18 protein-coding genes and 3 pseudogenes are annotated in these 18,861 nt (G+C 35.2%); 20 read left to right on the top strand and 1 reads right to left on the bottom strand.

Features of this window, described 5'->3' with window-relative positions:
- The 16 genes and pseudogenes from JCM19034_RS22315 to JCM19034_RS13370 form a co-directional block, all read left to right on the top strand.
- On the top strand, nucleotides 1-1,215 hold a 1,215-nt coding region (locus JCM19034_RS22315; protein WP_304523999.1), incomplete at its 5' end, for a ribonuclease domain-containing protein.
- A 15-nt stretch (nucleotides 1,216-1,230) separates the two neighbouring features.
- A complete protein-coding gene (locus JCM19034_RS13435) occupies nucleotides 1,231-1,512 on the top strand; it encodes a barstar family protein (RefSeq protein ID WP_062050487.1) in 282 nt (93 codons plus the stop codon).
- A gap of 550 nt (nucleotides 1,513-2,062) precedes the next feature.
- Nucleotides 2,063-2,518 (top strand): colicin E5-related ribonuclease, encoded by a 456-nt coding sequence (locus JCM19034_RS13430; protein ID WP_062050485.1) that lies wholly within the window; start codon nucleotides 2,063-2,065, stop codon nucleotides 2,516-2,518.
- A gap of 15 nt (nucleotides 2,519-2,533) precedes the next feature.
- Nucleotides 2,534-2,728: a hypothetical protein gene (locus JCM19034_RS13425; RefSeq protein ID WP_062050483.1), complete on the top strand. Its 195-nt coding sequence runs from the start codon at nucleotides 2,534-2,536 to the stop codon at nucleotides 2,726-2,728.
- A gap of 327 nt (nucleotides 2,729-3,055) precedes the next feature.
- Nucleotides 3,056-3,472 carry a hypothetical protein gene (locus JCM19034_RS13420; protein ID WP_062050481.1) on the top strand — a complete coding sequence of 139 codons (417 nt, stop codon included), beginning with the start codon at nucleotides 3,056-3,058 and terminating at the stop codon, nucleotides 3,470-3,472.
- 377 nt (nucleotides 3,473-3,849) lie between these two features.
- The gene (locus tag JCM19034_RS13415) at nucleotides 3,850-4,401 is read left to right on the top strand and encodes an RNA polymerase sigma factor (RefSeq protein ID WP_062050478.1); all 552 of its coding nucleotides are present in this window, start codon (nucleotides 3,850-3,852) and stop codon (nucleotides 4,399-4,401) included.
- A complete protein-coding gene (spoIIP, locus tag JCM19034_RS13410) occupies nucleotides 4,394-5,260 on the top strand; it encodes a stage II sporulation protein P (RefSeq protein ID WP_062050476.1) in 867 nt (288 codons plus the stop codon). Before JCM19034_RS13415 ends, spoIIP begins: the two co-directional genes overlap by 8 nt.
- A 381-nt stretch (nucleotides 5,261-5,641) precedes the next feature.
- On the top strand, nucleotides 5,642-6,073 hold the full coding sequence (locus JCM19034_RS13405; RefSeq protein WP_062050474.1) for an HIT family protein: 432 nt from the start codon (nucleotides 5,642-5,644) through the stop codon (nucleotides 6,071-6,073).
- A gap of 259 nt (nucleotides 6,074-6,332) precedes the next feature.
- Nucleotides 6,333-6,658 (top strand): annotated as a pseudogene (locus JCM19034_RS13400) (phosphoribosyl-ATP pyrophosphohydrolase).
- Nucleotides 6,651-9,078, top strand: a pseudogene (locus JCM19034_RS13395) (DEAD/DEAH box helicase family protein). The pseudogenes JCM19034_RS13400 and JCM19034_RS13395 overlap by 8 nt, the downstream one beginning before the upstream one ends.
- Nucleotides 9,079-9,129: 51 nt before the next feature.
- On the top strand, nucleotides 9,130-9,219 hold the full coding sequence (locus JCM19034_RS25115; protein ID WP_156323983.1) for a colicin E5-related ribonuclease: 90 nt from the start codon (nucleotides 9,130-9,132) through the stop codon (nucleotides 9,217-9,219).
- A gap of 56 nt (nucleotides 9,220-9,275) precedes the next feature.
- Nucleotides 9,276-9,626: a hypothetical protein gene (locus JCM19034_RS13390; RefSeq protein WP_062050471.1), complete on the top strand. Its 351-nt coding sequence runs from the start codon at nucleotides 9,276-9,278 to the stop codon at nucleotides 9,624-9,626.
- 206 nt (nucleotides 9,627-9,832) lie between these two features.
- A complete protein-coding gene (locus JCM19034_RS13385) occupies nucleotides 9,833-10,372 on the top strand; it encodes a hypothetical protein (RefSeq protein WP_062050469.1) in 540 nt (179 codons plus the stop codon).
- Between the two features lie 44 nt (nucleotides 10,373-10,416).
- Nucleotides 10,417-11,076 (top strand): hypothetical protein, encoded by a 660-nt coding sequence (locus JCM19034_RS13380; protein ID WP_062050467.1) that lies wholly within the window; start codon nucleotides 10,417-10,419, stop codon nucleotides 11,074-11,076.
- 274 nt (nucleotides 11,077-11,350) lie between these two features.
- A complete protein-coding gene (locus tag JCM19034_RS13375) occupies nucleotides 11,351-11,581 on the top strand; it encodes a hypothetical protein (RefSeq protein ID WP_062050465.1) in 231 nt (76 codons plus the stop codon).
- Nucleotides 11,582-12,274: 693 nt separating this feature from the next.
- Entirely contained in the window at nucleotides 12,275-12,835 is a 561-nt protein-coding gene (locus tag JCM19034_RS13370; RefSeq protein ID WP_062050463.1) for a hypothetical protein, read from the top strand.
- 239 nt (nucleotides 12,836-13,074) lie between these two features.
- Here the strand turns inward: JCM19034_RS13370 and JCM19034_RS13365 are convergent.
- Nucleotides 13,075-14,524, bottom strand: a pseudogene (locus tag JCM19034_RS13365) (sorbosone dehydrogenase family protein).
- 658 nt (nucleotides 14,525-15,182) lie between these two features.
- Between JCM19034_RS13365 and JCM19034_RS13360 the strand changes: the two are divergent.
- The 4 genes from JCM19034_RS13360 (at nucleotide 15,183) to JCM19034_RS13345 (ending at nucleotide 18,659) form a co-directional block, all read left to right on the top strand.
- Entirely contained in the window at nucleotides 15,183-15,566 is a 384-nt protein-coding gene (locus tag JCM19034_RS13360; RefSeq protein ID WP_062050461.1) for a VOC family protein, read from the top strand.
- Nucleotides 15,567-15,736: 170 nt separating this feature from the next.
- Nucleotides 15,737-16,726, top strand: coding sequence for a tetratricopeptide repeat protein (locus JCM19034_RS13355; protein WP_062050459.1), 990 nt, complete (start codon nucleotides 15,737-15,739; stop codon nucleotides 16,724-16,726).
- 183 nt (nucleotides 16,727-16,909) lie between these two features.
- A complete protein-coding gene (locus JCM19034_RS13350; protein WP_062050458.1) occupies nucleotides 16,910-18,304 on the top strand; it encodes a M20/M25/M40 family metallo-hydrolase in 1,395 nt (464 codons plus the stop codon).
- Between the two features lie 61 nt (nucleotides 18,305-18,365).
- Nucleotides 18,366-18,659 carry a hypothetical protein gene (locus tag JCM19034_RS13345; RefSeq protein WP_062050456.1) on the top strand — a complete coding sequence of 98 codons (294 nt, stop codon included), beginning with the start codon at nucleotides 18,366-18,368 and terminating at the stop codon, nucleotides 18,657-18,659.
- Nucleotides 18,660-18,861 lie beyond the last annotated feature (202 nt).

The following is an 18,861-nucleotide window of genomic DNA, read 5'->3' as shown; positions in this document are numbered from 1 at the left end:
TTCCTCCAACGAGTCGTCAAGCAATCCGGTGTCACGCATACTCAAATCGGTCGGACGACATTAGGATTGGCAAAATATGTGAAAAATAAGTCGTTTAATGAGCAGGTTAGAACGGGACATGGTTTGTTTGTCCACTCCCCGTTAGGGAGGAGTTTACTTCATTATCGTACAGGCCCAAGGTTTCAATTTCTTTATTCATTTGCGACGAAGGTTCCGTTGGCTGCCATGCGTTCGACGATGACTTTTGAACACAAACAACAAAAGGACATGTTAGAAGGTCGCTTGTCTGTCGATTCCCTAAAATCATGGTGGAATGAAACAATTACCCATCAAATTGATCTTAGTCTATTTAGAATCGTGTCACTTGCTTTTACAAGGATTCCAGACTCAACAATAAATACAACAGTCGATGCAGGAGAAACCGGTGAAACGAATACGGACTTACGATATGATTTTGCGAATGACTTATACATCAAAGGTATAGAAACAGCGTTTGTCGAGGGGAAGCTCATCATAACGAACTTCTCAAGCTCCGCATTGAATCATCCCCCCTCTCATAATAAGCTCAAAAAAGAGTTGGAAAAGATTTACGATTATATTGCCTGTTTGCCACCAGATGAGCGAAATAGATATTATTCTAAATGGGCTGATCATGCAATAGATTCTGTGGAAGTCATAGATGAGTATGCGGAATATGGTGGTATTTATCATGTGGCACAGAACGGAAGAATCATCCGTGAGTTTTACGAAAAGGGAATGTATAAATTCGAAGAGGTCGGCCATATCCCTGAGGATCGGATTGGCGGAGCCAGAGAATTAGACGGTTATTTTGAAGGTACACCAATATGGTTTGTAGAATACATAAGTCCTGGCAGTGCGATTAAAAGTGGGGTTGAAAAGTTAGGAAGAAATGCATTTAGTCGAATTCCTAAGGGTAATGTAAATGTTACTGTACCACAAAACGCTAAAGATCTAGCAAAACAAATCAAGCAAAATAATGGTACACCACCACAAGGATATAAAGGTGGAAGGGAGTTTAAAAATGATGCTCGAGATGGTGGGCAAGTTCTTCCACAAAACACTACCTACAAGGAATATGATATTCATCCTCATGTAAAAGGACAAAACAGGGGTGTAGAACGAATAGTTATAGGTGATGATGGTTCGGTTTGGTATACCGATGACCATTATAAAACATTTATAAGGATTGAATAGAGGGGGGACAGTATTATGAAATTAGGTGAAAATTTAATACTCTTAAAAGAACCATATATACACTTATTAATAGCTGATGAGACTAATAAAAGCTCATTCGTTCAGCAGATTGAGGAATACAAAAAAAATAATATAGTAATTAAAGAAATAGATGGAAAAAAATGTTCTGATGTTGAAGGGCTATTCGATGAGTTTGCTATTAAATTACAGTTTCCAAATTATTTCGGAAAAAATTGGGCAGCTTTTGATGAGTGTATTAATGATTTAGAGTGGTTGGATGGAGATGGTATATATTAGTAATTGGTAATTTTGATGAATTATTAACTAGTAGTAGTCAAGATTTAAAAGTATTTAAGGATATATTACTTTCTACTATTCAAGAGTGGGTTAACGGAAGAGAATATGACTCCTTCCCAATCCCACCAACACCATTTCATCTAGTGTTGCATAGTTTGCCGTTAAAAGAGAGTATAATAGAAGATAGGTTTTCAGATGTAGGTCTCGAAAATATTCAAATTACTAGGCTGTAAAAACTAAATCCTCATGAATATTATGTTCATGAGGATTTTTGGGGACTACCCAGTGCTGAATAATCTCCTTATCTCAAAATGCTCAAGGGATGTTTAGATGAAGCTCATGTCTGGCAAGGTAGTGTGCCAGGTCAAACACCAGGTACTACAGCAGTCTATACCTTGTTTCAAGTATTCAATTACTTACTTAATCCTTGAAGGGGGTGGACTGCAGATTCTAAGTATCGTGATGACATGGATACTTTTGCCGTGTGTTCAGAGCAAATGCATCATAACATGATCATTCAGGTTAAATCCGTGAGTTTTACGAAAAGGGAATGTATCAATTCGAAGAGGTCGGCCATATACCTGAGGAACGGATTGGCGGAGCCAGAGAATTAGACGGTTATTTTGAAGGTACACCATTATGGTTTGTAGAATACATGAGTCCTGGCAGTGCTATTAAAAATGGGGTTAAAAAGCTAGGAAGAAATGCATTTAGTCGAATTCCTAAGGGTAAGGTAAATGTATCATTTACCTATGATAGTAAAATTGCTAAACAAATGAATAATAGAGGGTGGAACGATAATCTAGTTCAAAATACTTTACAAAACCCTCAAAGAACTCAAGTGACAAGAGATACAAGAAACAGACCTGATGGTACAAGAAACAATGACCCTGCTACTGCTTATATTAGAGAAGATGGAAGTTATGTGGTAAGGAATGATAGAACAGGAGATATAGTCCAAGTTAGTAATAGAAATGACCCAAATTGGGTATCTCCTTGGGATTAAGGTGGTGAATAATAGATGACAATAGAAGAAAGTCTGTATGAAAAATACTCAAAAATTGCTCATGTATCAGCAGATGAATTATATTTTGATAAAAATATTGCATTTGATTTTATCGAACAGTGTACCGAATTAGGTATTGCTATTATTGGAGTAGAGTTTTTCTACATTAAAAAAATAGAATTATTCCTGTTATGCCCCCAAACGGGATAGACATTAGTGACATACTTGAAGAGAATATTGAATGGAAAGAAGTTTTAAAAACATGCAATTCATTTGCTCACTCTGTAATTTCGCAAGAGTATTCAAATAATAGTAATCAATATTGCACATTTATAACTTTTGAAAAAGATGAATGGAAAAGGTTATGATTATATACCTTGATTGGCTCATACCTTTCAAGGTCTCTTTTTTGTTAGGGTTGGTACATTACCAGATGGAAGAACAGTTAATGTGAGAAATAGTAGTTCTGATGGTAGACCAACACTATAGAGTCGATGGTGAAAATTCAATTAAAATACGTTGCGGAGAGTGAATAAATTGAGTGAGAGATGGGAGAGATATGAACCTACTAAGGGTTTATCTATAAAATATTATATTGACTCTATCACCGATAGTATGAATGGTTTTCAAATTATTCTTTCTGATGATAATGATGAGAATAATAAGGTTGAAGTGTTGTTTAAAGACTCAGTACATGCATATAGAAGTACTGATGAGAGCTTTAATCTAAAGATAATGAATAGTATAGACGAGAGTTATGGAACAAAATTTTATTCATACTGGACATTTTTCAAAGTAATAAATTCTGAATATGTTCAATGGCTTTCTGAACAGTCGTATGGTATATCAGACTCGCAACAGTTATTGCATTTTTGCTTTATTGCAAGTGACTCAACATTAGATGTAATAGCTGCTTACGAACCAAGAGTACAAAAAATTAGAGAAAATAGATAACTAAAAAATAACACTATGTTAGAAGGAAACCTTGATGCGTACGCTCCAAGGTTTCTTTTTTGGTGGGGTTACCCAGTGCTGGATAAACGAACAAGCATATCCATATCAACTATAACCCTAGTAATACCAATACAATCAAGTCGAAAATACTGCTGTACGTACATTGTAACTGGTAGACTAACCTAAACAGTTTTTACTCGATAAAATGACACACGTTTTCCAAAGTAGAGACTTACGTTTTACAATTATAGGTAATTACAGAGAGGATTTGAGAGGGATGTTAGAAATATAACAGAAATTATTATAACTATTCAAATTCTGTAACTTTTTTATCTAAATACGACTAATGATTAGATACATAAAAAGGAGGCGAAGTTTTGAGAGACGATACAAATGTAGAAGAAGAAATTCGTAATATTTATCAATTACATTATAAAGATGTATATCGGTTTTTCGTTTCTTTTACAAAGACTCAAGATGAGGCAGAAGATTTGACACAAGAAGTTTTTATTCGTTCTTTTAAATCATTTTCAAGTTTTAAACGAAAGTCTCATGTGAAAACATGGTTATTTTCGATTGCAAGAAATGTTGCTATAGATTATTCGCGTAAAGCTAAAACAAAACTTATTTTTAATGAAGTTCTGTTAAAAATGATACCTTCCAAACAAAAGTCTACTGAGGATGTAATAGAGATTAAAGAACAAGTTGGAGATGTCTTTAACAAAGTTAAGAGTTTAAAAAATGAATACAGAATGGTCATTCTCTTACGTGCTATGAACGACTTTTCAATAAAAGAAACAGCAGACATTATGGGGTGGTCGGAATCAAAGGTAAAGGTATCTTATCATCGCGCTTTAAAACAACTTAAAACACATCTTGAAACGGATGAAACAGAGAGTAACGGAAGGTGGTTAATAGAAAATGAATAAAAAAGAGGAATCTAATATTATAGAGCAGCTAAAGCGAGAACACTCGAAAATTACTCCTCGTGATGAGTTCGTTCGAGAATTAGAAGAAACACTTGTAAAGCGTTTTGCTAAAAGAAACAAAAATAAATTATTATTACCTGCTTTTGCTTTACTTTTTTCCACATTGATTTTCAGTATGTTGGTATTTAACTTGGGTAGTTTGAATGAAGGAACTTCTACTTTAAATAGTGATAACCCACAGGTTTATATTTACCATACTCACAATACGGAATCATTTCTACCTGACTTACAAGTCGATGACGTTAGAATGGCATTCGATGATGAATTAAACATTACAAAAGTTGGAAAGCACTTTAGTAATCAATTAGAAGGATACCATATAAAAAATATACATGATGACACCGATGTTATGGGGATTATCGAAAAACAGAAATTAGAGTTTCAGCAAGCATATGAAATAACAGGTGAAAACGTCCAACAAGCTCTTGAAACACACATTAGTTTAAAAATGTTCTTTGATATCCATAGAGATACAAAGCCTAGAATAGTTACGACTTCTACAATAGATAATCAAGAGGTAGCTAAATTACTGTTTACTGTAAGTACAAACCATGATAATTACGAGGAAAATTTAAGATTTGCAAAGCTGTTACATGAACAGTTAGAGGAAAAATTTCCAGGGGTATCTAGAGGTGTGGAAGAAAAAGACTCTTATTTCGATAGCACTTACAATCAAGAGTTATTTGGGCAGTCCGTTTTAATCGACGTAGGAGGGATTGATAATTCAATTGAAGAAGCAAATAGAGCAGTTGAATTTCTGGCTGAAGTAATAAATGATGTATTAGATAAATACGAGTAACCGCCTTTTGATTGCAGCTGCCACCCTCATTTTAGAGGGTGGTAGAGTGAAATTTGAGATAGCAGAACTGTTAAGACCTTCCACATGATTGGCTTCACTTTAAATAGGTGTTGATATAACCAAAGTGCTGAATTTTGAATCTGTACCTAAAGAAATTATTAAAGTATGTGAACAATAGACTTGTAAACCTTGATTGGCTATAGCCTTTCAAGGTTTCTAATCTCGTCAGAAGGAATAAATTATCACATGTAGAATGCAGACTTTCAGGAATCAAGAAAACGAATAACTTCATATGATGAAATTCTTTAATAAAATCAAGCGGAATAATGGTAAAATAAGGATCAACAGTACTACAATTTATATCTTTTAAGGAGTAACCATATGACTTGTCCATTTTGCAATTATGATTATTTAAATATAGAGCTAAAAAACGAAGTTGCTATAGCCTTCTTCGATAAGTATCCAGTACAGAAAGGGCATTTGCTAATTGTCCCGAAACAACATGTGGAGTCATATTTTGATGCATCTACTCTACAAATAATGGCTATTCATGAGTTGATTCAGGAAGGTAAAAGTTTATTAGATGAGCAGTTTGCTCCAGATGGCTATAACATTGGTATTAATATAGGAGCTTACGGTGGACAAACAATTAACCATCTCCATTTTCACCTAATTCCACGATATAAAGGGGATATTGATGATCCACGTGGTGGTATTCGTAAGGCTATACCCAATCTTGTACCATACCCAGTTCTAGAAGATGCTGAAGAAGATAAAAGAGAAATTCCAGTTACTAAGGGCTATATGAAATGACAAAAATGGTAGAATAATAACTTTGAAATCTAATCGAGCTTTGACAAGGTGTATCGATGAATTTAGATACCATATTGTTAAATTAACTGAATAGCAATGAGACTAATCATAACGTGTTTAAATAATGGAAAAAGGTATTCCCTGAAACAAGTGAAAGAGTATTTAAAGGAGCTTTAAAAGTCAAATATGGACAAGGCTGCAAGCTGTTAGACCAAGATGTTGTTCATTTTCAATAAGTATATAGAGAGGAAGTAACAAGATGCCATTATATAACAAATTAGTCCGAGACTTAATTCCACAGGTAATAGAAAAGTCTGGTAAACAGTTCACAACAAGAATCTTGGAGGACGAAGAATACATAATGGAATTAAGAAAGAAACTCCAGGAGGAAGTGCAAGAATACTTAGAAGCGGATAATGATAAAGATAGTTTGGAAGAATTGGCCGACCTAATGGAACTGATCCATACCCTTACCAAACACATCAAGCAACGGTCGATGAGTTGGAAGAAATTCGTCAGCATAAGGCAAAAGAGCGAGGCGGATTTAATGATAAAATCTTTTTAATTGAGGTTGATGATGAGTAGTATTCGACTAGTTACAGAAAATGTGAAAAAGCAGATCTTAGAGGGAATCAGTAACGCATCCTCTATCTATATTTTAACTTCCTTTGTAATGAAGTCTGGTGTGGAGTTATTGAAACCATACCTGATTGACGCTGCAAAACGTGGGGCCGATATTAAAATATGTACTGGAGATTATCTTTATGTTACACAGCCAGAGGCGCTAAGCCGATTATTGATTCCTGACTTTGATCATGTTGAAGTCCGATTATGGCATAGTAATGGTACCTCCTTTCACCCAAAAGCGTATTTATTTAGACATGAAGAGGAAGGCACCTTTATTGTTGGGTCTTCTAACCTTTCTAGGTCTGCACTAACTAATGGTGTTGAATGGAACTTAATTATGGACAAAGACATTCAACCAGAAACTTTTGAGGATGCGGAAAATCGATTCCTTAAGATTTTCTATGATGACCAAACTGTGCCAGTCAATGAAGAAACTATTAATAAATACACAAAAAATATACGGAGTATCACAAGAACAATCCGAATCTAGCAACTGTCTGGGCGAAGCAGGAAGAAGTTGAACTTATGCTTCCAACTAAAACAGCGGATCCTATCCCTGATATAGTAGTAGAACCAGGAACGAACTATCAAACAAAGATTGAGCCACGACCTCCGCAGCAGAAGGCACTAACTGCTTTACAAGCAACTATGGAAGAAGAGTATGATAAAGCAATGGTGGTTATGGCCACAGGGCTAGGCAAAACTTATCTCGCAGCTTTTTTTGCCCAAAGATTTAAACGAGTATTATTTATTGCTCACCGCGAAGAAATTTTGCATCAGGCTAAAAAATCATTTCAACAGGTTATGCCTGAGGGGAAATATGGGATCTACAATGGCAAAGTAAAAGAATCTGATGTAGATGGTGTATTTGCTTCTATTTATACGTTAAGTATGAAAGAGCACCTGCAAGTTTTCAGGCCAGATTCTTTTGATTTAATCGTAGTTGATGAGTTTCATCATGCGGCAGCAAAATCTTACAATCGTGTCTTACAGTATTTCCAGCCTAAGTTTTTGTTAGGAATCACTGCTACACCTAACCGAATGGATGGAAAAGATGTTTATGCACTCTGTGATGGGAACGTTGCCTTCCAGATGCACTTTATTGAAGCCATTCAACATGGCTGGTTAGCTCCATTTAAATATTATGCCGTTTATGATGATACCGATTACTCACAAATTACGTGGTTAGGTTCACGATACGATCAGACCGAATTACTATCAGCACAACTTCGAAGTGACACTGCACGAAACATCCTAGAGGCTTGGACCAAACATAAGCAAACCCGTACGATAGCATTTTGCTCTTCCATTAAACAAGCACAATTCTTGGAAGAATACTTTAATCAGCATTCCTACAACACGGTCTCACTACATTCTCAAAGTGCTATCAACAGAAATGAAGCTATTCAGCAGCTTCAGCGTGGAGAAATTGATGTTATTTTTACCGTTGACTTGTTTAATGAAGGGGTGGATATTCCACCAGTCGATACCTTATTGTTCGTACGTCCAACAGAGTCTTTAACAGTCTTTACCCAACAGGTGGGGCGAGGACTCCGTTTGTACGATGGTAAAGATCACTGCACCATTATTGACCTTATCGGAAATTATCGTAACGCTGATATAAAGCTTAGTCTATTTAATACAGAAGGAGCCGAAGAAAAAGGTAAGAAGAAGCCAGAAATAATGCCAGTTGTCCCAGACAATTGTGAAGTTAATCTGGATGTGCACGTAATTAATCTGTTAAATGAACTAACATTGAAAAGACAGCCTAGAAAGGAAAAGCTACTTAAGGCTTACAAGGAATTAAAAGAAGAAATGGGACATGTCCATCTTATTTAGATATTCACTTACATGGCGCTGTGGATGCACGACAGTATAAGCAGGAATTTAAATCATATTATGGCTTCTTATATTGGGCAGACGAACTTAATGAAGATGAGCGAACCGTATATAACAGTTATAAGGATTGGTTAGAAGAGGTTGAAAAAACAGGAATGGCCAAAAGCTATAAGATGGTGTTGCTATCTTATATGCTAAGTAGAGGGGAGGATAAATGGCATAATCCGGTGACAGCAGAAGAAGCTGCCCCTTATTTTCACCACTATCTTACGGAAAAAGAATACCGTAGGAAAATAGACTTCTCAGATAAGACAACGAAAGCATTGTGGGAATATGATCAGAATAAGGTAGCAAGCTTAATTGTTCGAATGCCGATAACTAAATGGAGTGAGAGCTCAAAAGGATTATTGATATATGAGGATGGTCAGTTTGGGTTTGGTTTTGATATTGACCAGCAAGATATGTCGGTATTATACAAGATAACAAAAGATATTTGTGAGTATCGGTTACATGCTTATTTTGAGAGAAAAGGGAATTAATCAAATACGAAATACACCTATGGATTATTTAACCCATAGACTACAAACCTGATGGTACAAGAAAATGCCCCCGCTACTGCTTATATTAGAGAAGATGGAAGTTATGTGGTAAGGATCGATAGAACAGGAGATATAGTCTAAGATAGTAATAGAAATGACCCAAATTGGGTATCTCCTTGGGATTAAGGGGTGAGTAGATGACAATAGAAGAAAGTCTTTATGAAAAATACTCGAAAATTGCTCATGTATCAGCAGGTGAATTATATTTTGATAAAAATATTGCATTTGATTTTATCAAAGAGTGTACCGAATTAAGTATTGCTATTATTGGAGTAGAGTTCTTCTACATTAAAAAAAATAGAATTATTCCTGTTATGCCCCCAAACGGGATAGACACTAGTGACATACTTGTAGAGAATATTGAATGGAAAGAAGTGTTAAAAATGTGCAATTCATTTGCTCATTCTGTAATTTTAGAAGAGTTTTCAAATAATAGTAATCAATATTGCACATTCATAACTTTTGAAAAAGCGGAATGGAAAAAGTGATGATTATATACCTTGATTGGCTCATGCCTTTCAAGGTCAATTTTTACACATCACCCACACAAAACCCTTTAATATCAATACTTTAATACTTATATCACCTCTTTAGAAAAAACAAGTTAATTTTGAACGAGTTTCACTAAGCTTCTAACATTGACGCATTTAAATCAGCAGTCCAAACATTACAATGAGATAAGGAGAATCAAAAAATGCAATTAATTAATTTAGATGGGAAATTTTTAAGGCCAAACCTTGATTTGCTTTTTGTAGCTCTTAATCCTCCCGTTAATTCGAATAACAATGGTCACTATTTTTCTGGTAAACAATCGTCATTTTTTAAACAACTGTACCTAAGTGGTTTGATAAATAGTGATATTGATAAATCTAAAGCAGACGAACTAATATTCAGTAAAGACAGCATGTATAACTATAAGGGGAAAGAGTTTGGAGTGGTTGATCTTTTACCAAATCTGGTTGAAACGGATAGTAGTAAAGTAAGGGTTAGGAGGGAAGATGTAATTTTATTATTAAATAGAATTAAAGTAAATAATCCAAAAGTAGTTTGTATAATCCATTCAAAAGTTAAGAAAGAAGTAGAAAAGGTAATTAACAAAAGATTGGATTATGGTAAGTGCGGTGATGTAATTGCAGATTGTAACACAGTTTTTTATTGTAATTACTTTCCAAATGGTAATAACATTCCAACACAGAAAAAATTAAGTATATATGAATCAATAAAAAAGAATTAGATCGGGTATCTAATATTTAATATATAGGGAGAGAGATAACAGAAATGACAAAAATTAATTTACTTGTTTTAGGTTTTATTCTTGTTTTAGGCCTCGTTATCAGCGGTTGTGAAACAAGAGGAGCAGTATCTTACCCTAATAATATCGAAGTTAGCAAAGAGGCGACAGTAGAAGAAAAAGAGGAATTAACGGAGGATATTGAGGAAGGAATTACAATTAGTAAAGAAGCTCAAGAGCGTCGGGATGCATTAGATCATACGCAGGTAAAAGATTGGGAAGAAAAAAGAGACAAATTAGTACAACAAGCCATTGAAAATGATTCGCCAGATTGGATTATAGAAGAAACCAAGCAGTTAAATGAAGAATATTTTCAACGCTTGGCGATGAGTGAATCTAATCAAGTTGTAACATATAATTTAAAACATTTCATAGATTATTATGCTAGAGAATGGAACGAACATCACGATAGTGAAATTCCTGCTGAAGAGCTTACAGTTGGTATGCGTTTATATTTAGCTATTGAAATGAAGAATAATCTTTCTTTATCTTTCATTGAAGAAGAGCATGATTTCGTGTCAGAAATGGAAATTTTAGAGGAGAAAGTTAATAGATTAGCTGATTTACAATATGATTCTGGTGAAGAATTTAAAGAGCTATCAGATTCGATTCAATTTATTGTTAATGATATTCAAAGAAATATGTAGAATAACACTAGGGGGAATTTAAAAAAGATAGTACTCCTATATTTACAGCGGATTGATTTTCACAAAACCAATATAATGGTACTCTAACCTCGATACTGCTACAACATAATAATAATTTACTTTTTTTGAAAAGTATTGTTAAACAGAAACACCTTCAGATTAGCCCTGTATGAGACTTTATAGAATTATAGTGAAAATTCGCTATAAATCTAATAATTGCATTGAAAGAAATTAAATAATTGTGATACCTTTAAATTGGAAGGTGGTGGAAGCATTGGGATTAGATCTTTCTGGGGTTGATCCATCTGTCTTTAATAATTTGGCTTTCAATTTAGCGATCTTAATTGTTGTATCACTAATTCTTACACTTCTACTTGATCAATTGATGCGTCTAATTAGAATTCCAAGGAAACAAATTCAAAAAGTAATAGTAATCCCAGCTGTAATTATTTTTTTTGGAACCTTTTATGTAATGGACAAATATGAGTTATTTATTGTTTTATGAGACTACTCTTTAGGGGAGTGGTTTTTTTGTTTACATTAAGTAATGAAATACATTTACTAATGTACAATAGATTATAACGTAGCGGTAATAGTAGAAAAAGCAGATCGCTACAATGCAAGAAAAGATACGAAATATGTGGAAAGACGATTAGAAGATTTAGATATGTCTGCTCGAGGTTAAGAAGTCTTTTTGCGTTGTTATACGGAGGGTTCCATAGGTTAATGTTAATTCTAAAACAATCAGATAACTCATAAACGTTGATAAATCAATGTTTGTGGGTTTTTTATTTTTAAGAATACGGTACTACTTTTCATCCTATCAGTAATAAAAAAGGTTAACTTTTGATCTTAAATTAAAGAATAATTGATACTGCTTGCCCCTTTCTAGCCTTGGCACTGGGGCCTCGTGTTGGGAACCCTTTTGAAAAGCCCCTTTCTTCCACGTTCCCGTCGGATCATACCATTCACGCACCTGGTTAAGAGGGAGTTTACTTAGCTAGGTAAGTCAAGAGTAACGCACATTAAAAATAGGAAAATGCCTCCTATATGCCACTTTCGAATCAGCTATGTAAAAGGAGGTGAGATTTAACAGAATCTCTAGGTATGTTGATGTTTGAATTATTCATAATAGTTCCACCTCTAATAAATGGTAAATATAATGTACGGAATATAAACCATTTAGTGAGGTGAAAAAGTGTATTTTTTTAAACCTATTTCTGATGAGGTTCGTTTAACTCAATTAATATTCAATAAACATAAAAAAACGATGAAGCTCATATTAGCGTCTATTTTTGCTTGTATTGCTGCCATTCTACAGTCTGCCGGTGGATTTATACCAGGTATGGGTTATTTAATAAGTCCGATTGCCACTGCACCTATTCTGCTATGTACCATGATATCCATTTCTTATGGAGTAAAGTCCTATTTTATGACGATTATGTTGTTATTAATCCTACAGCCAACTGAACTAATTGTATTTCCTTTTACAACAGGATTGTTAGGACTTAGTATAGGTGTATCTTTTTCCTTTTTCAGGCAAAGATTGAGCATTATTGCTACTGGGACAATTCTTTTAATGGTAGGAATAATGAGCCTATTATCTATTTTTCACTTTCCCATTCTAGGTCCAGCCGTCTCTAATTCCATTTCAATTGTTACAACTATTTGGATCTCTTTATTTGTTTTCCTTTATAGCTGGCTATGGGTTGAAATTGCTTTAATCATTTTTAGAAGGGTAAAAATGATTATAATGTAGTCATCCTTTAAAATCGCACTTTCGGGGATTCAGGTGATAAATAGATCCCAAAATCGTTAAAGGAGTCTATATAAAGGTCTACAGGAATGATCATGGAAACTTATGTAACAGAAAAGCAGTATTTTGGTGAAATCAAGGTGTTCAACTTTAATATCTGGAAAAATGAACAACCAAGGGAGCCTAATTCCTCCCTTGGTTGTTAAGATGTATTCGTGTAAGTAGAATATTATCGTTAAGCTTTATGGAACGATTTCAAAAACAGTGCCTTGGTTAAGATCAGTCACATTCATTGAGCCATAAACCCCTAAATATAGTCTGGATTGACTCAGATTCGTTCCCAAACTAGCATAAAAGGCTGATTGTGACCCAAAATGATAATCGGTTTGAATGACACTAAAATCATTTTGTCTTCCATCTGGTCTCACTCTGGTATAAGCTAAAGCACCTCTACCCTGAGGTTGAGAATCTTTCCGGGCAAAATCAGTAAACACAACACTTCCTGTTAAACCAGGGATTTGATTCCCTATATAGTTGAATTCCTGTAAGTGCCGTTCCTTCAAACTTATCGGGTCGGGGATCTTGATGAAAGTAGCTAGTTAAAGGCTGAAGACGACTCCCTGAAAGTACTACTGATTCATTGTAATAAGCAATTGTCTTCTTATCCATAGACGGATTATTCGCACAGTCTCTTATGATCGGAGTAGGAAAGCAGCCTTCCCACCCTCGCCAGCCAAAGTTAATAAATCCTTCTTGGTCAGGCATAGAGTCCATTAAAGGAGCATGTATTAGTTGTGTCACTGGTATGGGTTTATAATGAACAAATGAAAAAATCGACTCAACCAAATCCTGACCGACATTTCCCGTATATTTAATATATTGATTATTAAGCCTTTGAAATGAAATGCCTGGTATATTGCGAACTCCTTTAGCAATTACTGTAAGTGTTTCCTGGATAGGTACGGGAAGTTCATTAAAACGTGTAACTGCTGGTGGATTATTGATAAATGAATTCTTAACTACATCAATTTCAATTATTTTACCGGCAATTTCCATATCATCCTGGCTTAAATTAAACGGGTCATAGCCTGATCCACCATCTCCGGTTGTTAAAATAAGTTTTCCTGTTTCAGGTGAAAAGTTTAAGCTATTGACACCATTATGATTAAAAAATGGTCTTCTTAAATTAAGTAATGTCCGCCTTTTTTGAGGTTGACCATTCGATTGTAAAATCCATTCTTCAACTGTATCTATATGATCATATTGAATTTCTCTATTTATCCATTTTAGGTTTAATGATCTCGGATCACACGGGTTAGGCTTAAAAGATTCAGGAAAAGCTTCACGGTCAACTCTTGTAGCTTCTGAATTTAGAAGAGCACCAGGACCTTGAGTTCCAGCTACTGAATAATGAAGATAAAACAGACCGTTATAATAAAATTCAGGATGAAACGCTAGCCCTAGCAATCCCCGTTCATCATATCCGCCACCAGAAACACCTAGTTTTATGACTTGTGGGCGAATATCTAAAAAAGTCCTTATATCTCCGTTTCCTATGTAATAAATCTCTCCTACCTGGGTTGCAATAAATAATCTTTCAAGGGAGTCACCAGGGAGTATAGTTGTTTTCAGAACAGTGGGTAAATTTATCTTACTTACAATGGGCATTAAACGAACTTTAACCTTTTTCAATTAACGTACATCCCTTCTTATTGTTTTCTTTTATAAGAATATGATTAGAAATGTTCAATAAGTACCAAAATAGTGCCAGGGATCTTACATGTAGAGAAGTAATACTGGAACAATCACTGGGATGGAGAAACACTTCCTTTTTCCCTACAACACCTTATTTACATGTTCTATCAATTGTAACGCCAATTATTGTGTTAGTATTATTTGGAATAATACTTGGGAAGCACTTAATTAAAGAAATTAAAACAGAAGGAAGCTGGAGGGTCAATTTCCCTAAGCTCATTATTCTTGGTATATGTCCATTTCTATTAGTTATTCTACTAAGTCTAATCAGCTTACACTTAGATTGGTTAAATTTATATATGTTAGAAAATTTAGTCTTGATATTATGTGGTTACTAATGTATCCCGTAGCATATCTAAAGTGAAAACTTAATTACTGTTTTTGAAATATTGAGTGCTTATGTTCTATTTATAAGTAGCTATTATACATATCAATTTTATGAAGCACTATGAGCACTTTATAAAACAAGTTGAATTTTAATAGGAAGATTAGCGTTTCCGCCAAAGCAGTAGGAACGCTTTTTAACCAACGATCAGGGTTGTGCAATAAAAGAATCAAAGGTATTGTAAAAAAACAATATTTAAGGAGATAGAAAATGAGGAACCTTTTAATAGAGTCACACTGTATATTTCCAACACAGGATATAATAAAAACTGCAAATTTTTATGAACAGAAAATGGGATTTAGGGCTGTTCACTATTTGAATGCGAATGACCCCCATATTTGTTTGTATCGTGATACAACAGAGATAATTCTAATAAAAACTAATGGACAAAAGGTAATTCCAAATAGAGACTTGTATGGTTATGGGTATGATGCTTACTTTATTACAAAAGATCAAGAAGAACTTCAAGAAGAATTGGTCAGTTCTGATGTTAAGATAGTCCGTTTCTTACATGATACAGATTACAATAATAAAGAATTCGTGGTTGAAGATATAGACGCAAGATGGATTGCTTTTGGGATTAAAGTTGGTTAAGGTTGTGAACAATTGCACTTGATCTTTCCAACTTAATGTATTCCTAAAACTGCATTCTCTTAGTGAATATATAGTAAATCTATTCATTCCTGTGAGTGAAATGTAGAATTATAGATAAAAAGCTGCAACAACAAAAGTAACTAAAATAATTTAAAGATGGGAGCGAACAAATGATCAGAAAGTCAGATCTTTCAGAAGAAGAGCTGCTAGAAAAGGAAGATGATTGGTGGGAAAGAGAGGATGAAACGAACCTCAGTTGGATAATGGAAGGAAAGAAAATCTTCACAAATCTTTTAAGGATCAACAGGAGAGAAATCCGTTATCGAGAAACCTTGTCGTATTTATTACTTATGCAGGGAGAAGACTTAAAGCTTCGAAAGCGTTCTTATAAGGAAGCGATTAAGAGTTTTAATGAAGTTGTGAAACTTGATCCCGAAAATGCAAGAGCTTATTACCGATTAGGGTTTTTGTACTTTTATCAGGAAGAATGGGCCAAATCAATCGACTCTTTTCAGCGGTCTCTCCGTTGTTATCCTAGACAGAGCCGTAATCGACTTGAGAAGGAACAACAGGTCAAAGCTCATTATTACATATTAAAAGCGACTCAAATTATCTCAAAAGAGTTCCTTAAAAAGGTTGAACGATTTTCCACTGAAGACTTGATGTTATTTGGGGAAATGCATCAATTATTAAAAGAGCTGAAAGTAGCCGAGCAACAAGAAGAAAAGTCGTATCAGATGATTGTTAATGGAACGGAATACAGTGAAATAAGTGAACGAGAATACGAAGAACTTTCTGATCCATTTAAAAATAAAGACTACTTCATTTTAAATCAACGAAGTATGAATGATGTGACGTTGTCCTTTGATGGGCGGGAAATATCCATTCCAGCGACACAAGTGCCTTTACTTGAGTTTTTAATGCGCCATCCTGAAGGCGTTAGAAGTGAAGTAATTATACAGAGAAGGTATCGACAATCGAGAGATCCTTATGCTACGTTAAGACGCAGTATATCAAGGTTAAGAGATCGGTTGGAACCATTGTATCCGCTACAAGATGTAATTCAAACGATTGAAGGTGGTTACCGCTGGAATTCTTTATATGAGTTTCGCATGTTTAAACATAATAGGGATGTTAGTACTGACCTGCTTCTGGATTAATCCAGGGGCTTTTTTTTTGTTGTGACAGGGGTGTCACACCCGATTCTGTAAACTTTAGGTATCAGATAACGAGGTGGTGTTGTTGGGAGTGAGCAATTTTATAAACAAAAGACAGGTAGTGTGACAAGGCTGTCACATGATATTTGCAATAATGAATTTAGGAAATGAAAGGGAGATGATACTATGAAAACGTGGAATCAATTATTAAATCGGCATGGCTGGTTGTTGTCGGAAGAGGAAAGAAACATATTTAATTGTAAAAATGAAACTGAATTAAACCTGCAATTTTTATGGGAGTGTCTGGAGAAGGCACACATCCCTTTTACCATCAAAGATGATAAGCTAATTCTTCTAGAGGAAATAGAAAGTGAAGCAAGATGGATTGAAGCTCTTCAATTTCCAAGTCGGGGAAAAGGAGAAGGGTTATGGTTTCGTCCCGGTCAAGAATCACCAAAGGTACGTGAGCTCGACTTATATATTAGTGGATTAGTGCGACAGTTAAATCGCCTTGGTTTTTATACGATGGGTTCCTGTGAAGGGCATGGCAGAAGAGCGGCACATGTGATGCTTACAAAAGACTGTGACATCGAAATGCTCAAAGAACTCTTGCTTGCAGTTGACATGAAGCGTATTCACGTCATCGAACGTCGCAATCATTACCTATTACAATTACGTTGTAGCGAATATGAACTACTAGACTTAGCTGAAAAGTGGAGCCAAATAGAGGGAAGCTGGCTAGGAGAAGGTGTTGAATCTATCAAAGAACAACTTTTTTATCGCCAACTTGAACAATTGCTAATGATACCTGGAGCAAGTGGAAATGAAGGGAGAATAAGAAAATATGTTATGGATAAACTCTCTCCCTGTATGGACCATCTTACCGTCGACCAAGCCGGAAATGTGCTAGCAGAAAAAACGTATCGAAATGGTCTCGGTCCAACGATTCTGCTGAATGCTCACCTTGACACGGTGTATGAACTAGAAGAAGGAAGAAACATTATCAAGAATGGAACGGTCTGGTCGAGCAGTAAAGGAATTTTGGGAGCCGATGATCGTGCGGGGGTTGCAGTTATCCTTCACTTGGTGGAGCACCTTTATCATTCATCTTTTAACGGAAAAGTGAAGGTGATTTTCACAGTCGAAGAGGAATGTGGTTTAGTTGGTGCGAGCAAGGTAGACGATTATTTCCTTTGGGGAACTGATGGAGCAATTGTTGTAGACCGCCGCGGCAATGGTGACATTGTCACGTCTTGTGGAAGCTTTCTTCCGTTTTGTCATCAAGACTATGGTACTTTCTTTAAAAAGGTGGCAGTTGATGAGGGACTAAGTGGTTGGGCGACAACAATGGGTGGAAGCAGTGATACGAGAATTTGGGCTGGTCATGGAATTCAAAGCGTAAACCTATCAGCCGGTTATTGGAATGAACATACTGATGAAGAGACGCTTGATGTCGCAGCTTGCTACCAGACAGCCACACTCTTAAAAGGAGTTTTAAAAAGAGGCAACGAATTAAAAAACACCATTCGGAAAATTAATAGAAAGCAACCAGTCGTTAGCAGCGGTAGTAAAGCTCAATAATAAATGAGGGGTCTGCATCAGAACTCTTTTCAAAAATTATTCATAGAGGAGTGTTGATATCATGAATATGAACGGATTTGCTAGAAAGTATATGACAAAAAATAAGACGCATGAGGAATTTTTAATGCATGTCGCAGATGTTATTGAACGGCAACTGAGAGAATGGGACGAATCCTGTGAAGTATATGTAATGAAAATGAATAACTATGAACTAGTCGTTAAGTGCAATCTTGAATACTATCATGTCTTGCTATCTGATAAGGAGCTAATTACTTTACAAAAGCAAGCTCCTTATGAGTTAGACCGCTTTATTTGGAGGGAATTACGAAAGAAGGGGCTTCGTATGGACATTTGATACTGTAACTTTTTTTGGAAGAGTTTATCCAATATTCATCAGTTTTACTGGAGATTTATTTAGAAGACCCAGTTTCTACTAAAACACAAATACTTACCGACCTTTACAGGAAATTTGGTTTTTCAAATGTAGAGACTATGCAGTGCAAAATTGATCATCCTGCTAGTTGGTAAAGAAAACAACTAAAGGCGAATCCTAAGGA

This window comes from Bacillus sp. JCM 19034 (genome assembly GCF_001310635.1).
Classification (GTDB): Bacteria; Bacillota; Bacilli; order Bacillales; family Bacillaceae_D; genus Halalkalibacter.
The sequence above is the reverse complement of the archived record's forward strand: the minus strand, read 5'-3'. Positions and strand labels throughout refer to the sequence as shown.

Coding starts and splice junctions, on each gene's coding strand:
- JCM19034_RS13435 (WP_062050487.1), top strand. CDS start 1,231: ATGAAATTAGGTGAAAATTTAATACTCTTAAAAGAACCATATATACAC.
- JCM19034_RS13430 (WP_062050485.1), top strand. CDS start 2,063: ATGTATCAATTCGAAGAGGTCGGCCATATACCTGAGGAACGGATTGGC.
- JCM19034_RS13425 (WP_062050483.1), top strand. CDS start 2,534: ATGACAATAGAAGAAAGTCTGTATGAAAAATACTCAAAAATTGCTCAT.
- spoIIP (WP_062050476.1), top strand. CDS start 4,394: ATGAATAAAAAAGAGGAATCTAATATTATAGAGCAGCTAAAGCGAGAA.
- JCM19034_RS13405 (WP_062050474.1), top strand. CDS start 5,642: ATGACTTGTCCATTTTGCAATTATGATTATTTAAATATAGAGCTAAAA.
- JCM19034_RS25115 (WP_156323983.1), top strand. CDS start 9,130: ATGGTACAAGAAAATGCCCCCGCTACTGCTTATATTAGAGAAGATGGA.
- JCM19034_RS13390 (WP_062050471.1), top strand. CDS start 9,276: ATGACAATAGAAGAAAGTCTTTATGAAAAATACTCGAAAATTGCTCAT.
- JCM19034_RS13385 (WP_062050469.1), top strand. CDS start 9,833: ATGCAATTAATTAATTTAGATGGGAAATTTTTAAGGCCAAACCTTGAT.
- JCM19034_RS13380 (WP_062050467.1), top strand. CDS start 10,417: ATGACAAAAATTAATTTACTTGTTTTAGGTTTTATTCTTGTTTTAGGC.
- JCM19034_RS13360 (WP_062050461.1), top strand. CDS start 15,183: ATGAGGAACCTTTTAATAGAGTCACACTGTATATTTCCAACACAGGAT.
- JCM19034_RS13355 (WP_062050459.1), top strand. CDS start 15,737: ATGATCAGAAAGTCAGATCTTTCAGAAGAAGAGCTGCTAGAAAAGGAA.
- JCM19034_RS13350 (WP_062050458.1), top strand. CDS start 16,910: ATGAAAACGTGGAATCAATTATTAAATCGGCATGGCTGGTTGTTGTCG.
- JCM19034_RS13345 (WP_062050456.1), top strand. CDS start 18,366: ATGAATATGAACGGATTTGCTAGAAAGTATATGACAAAAAATAAGACG.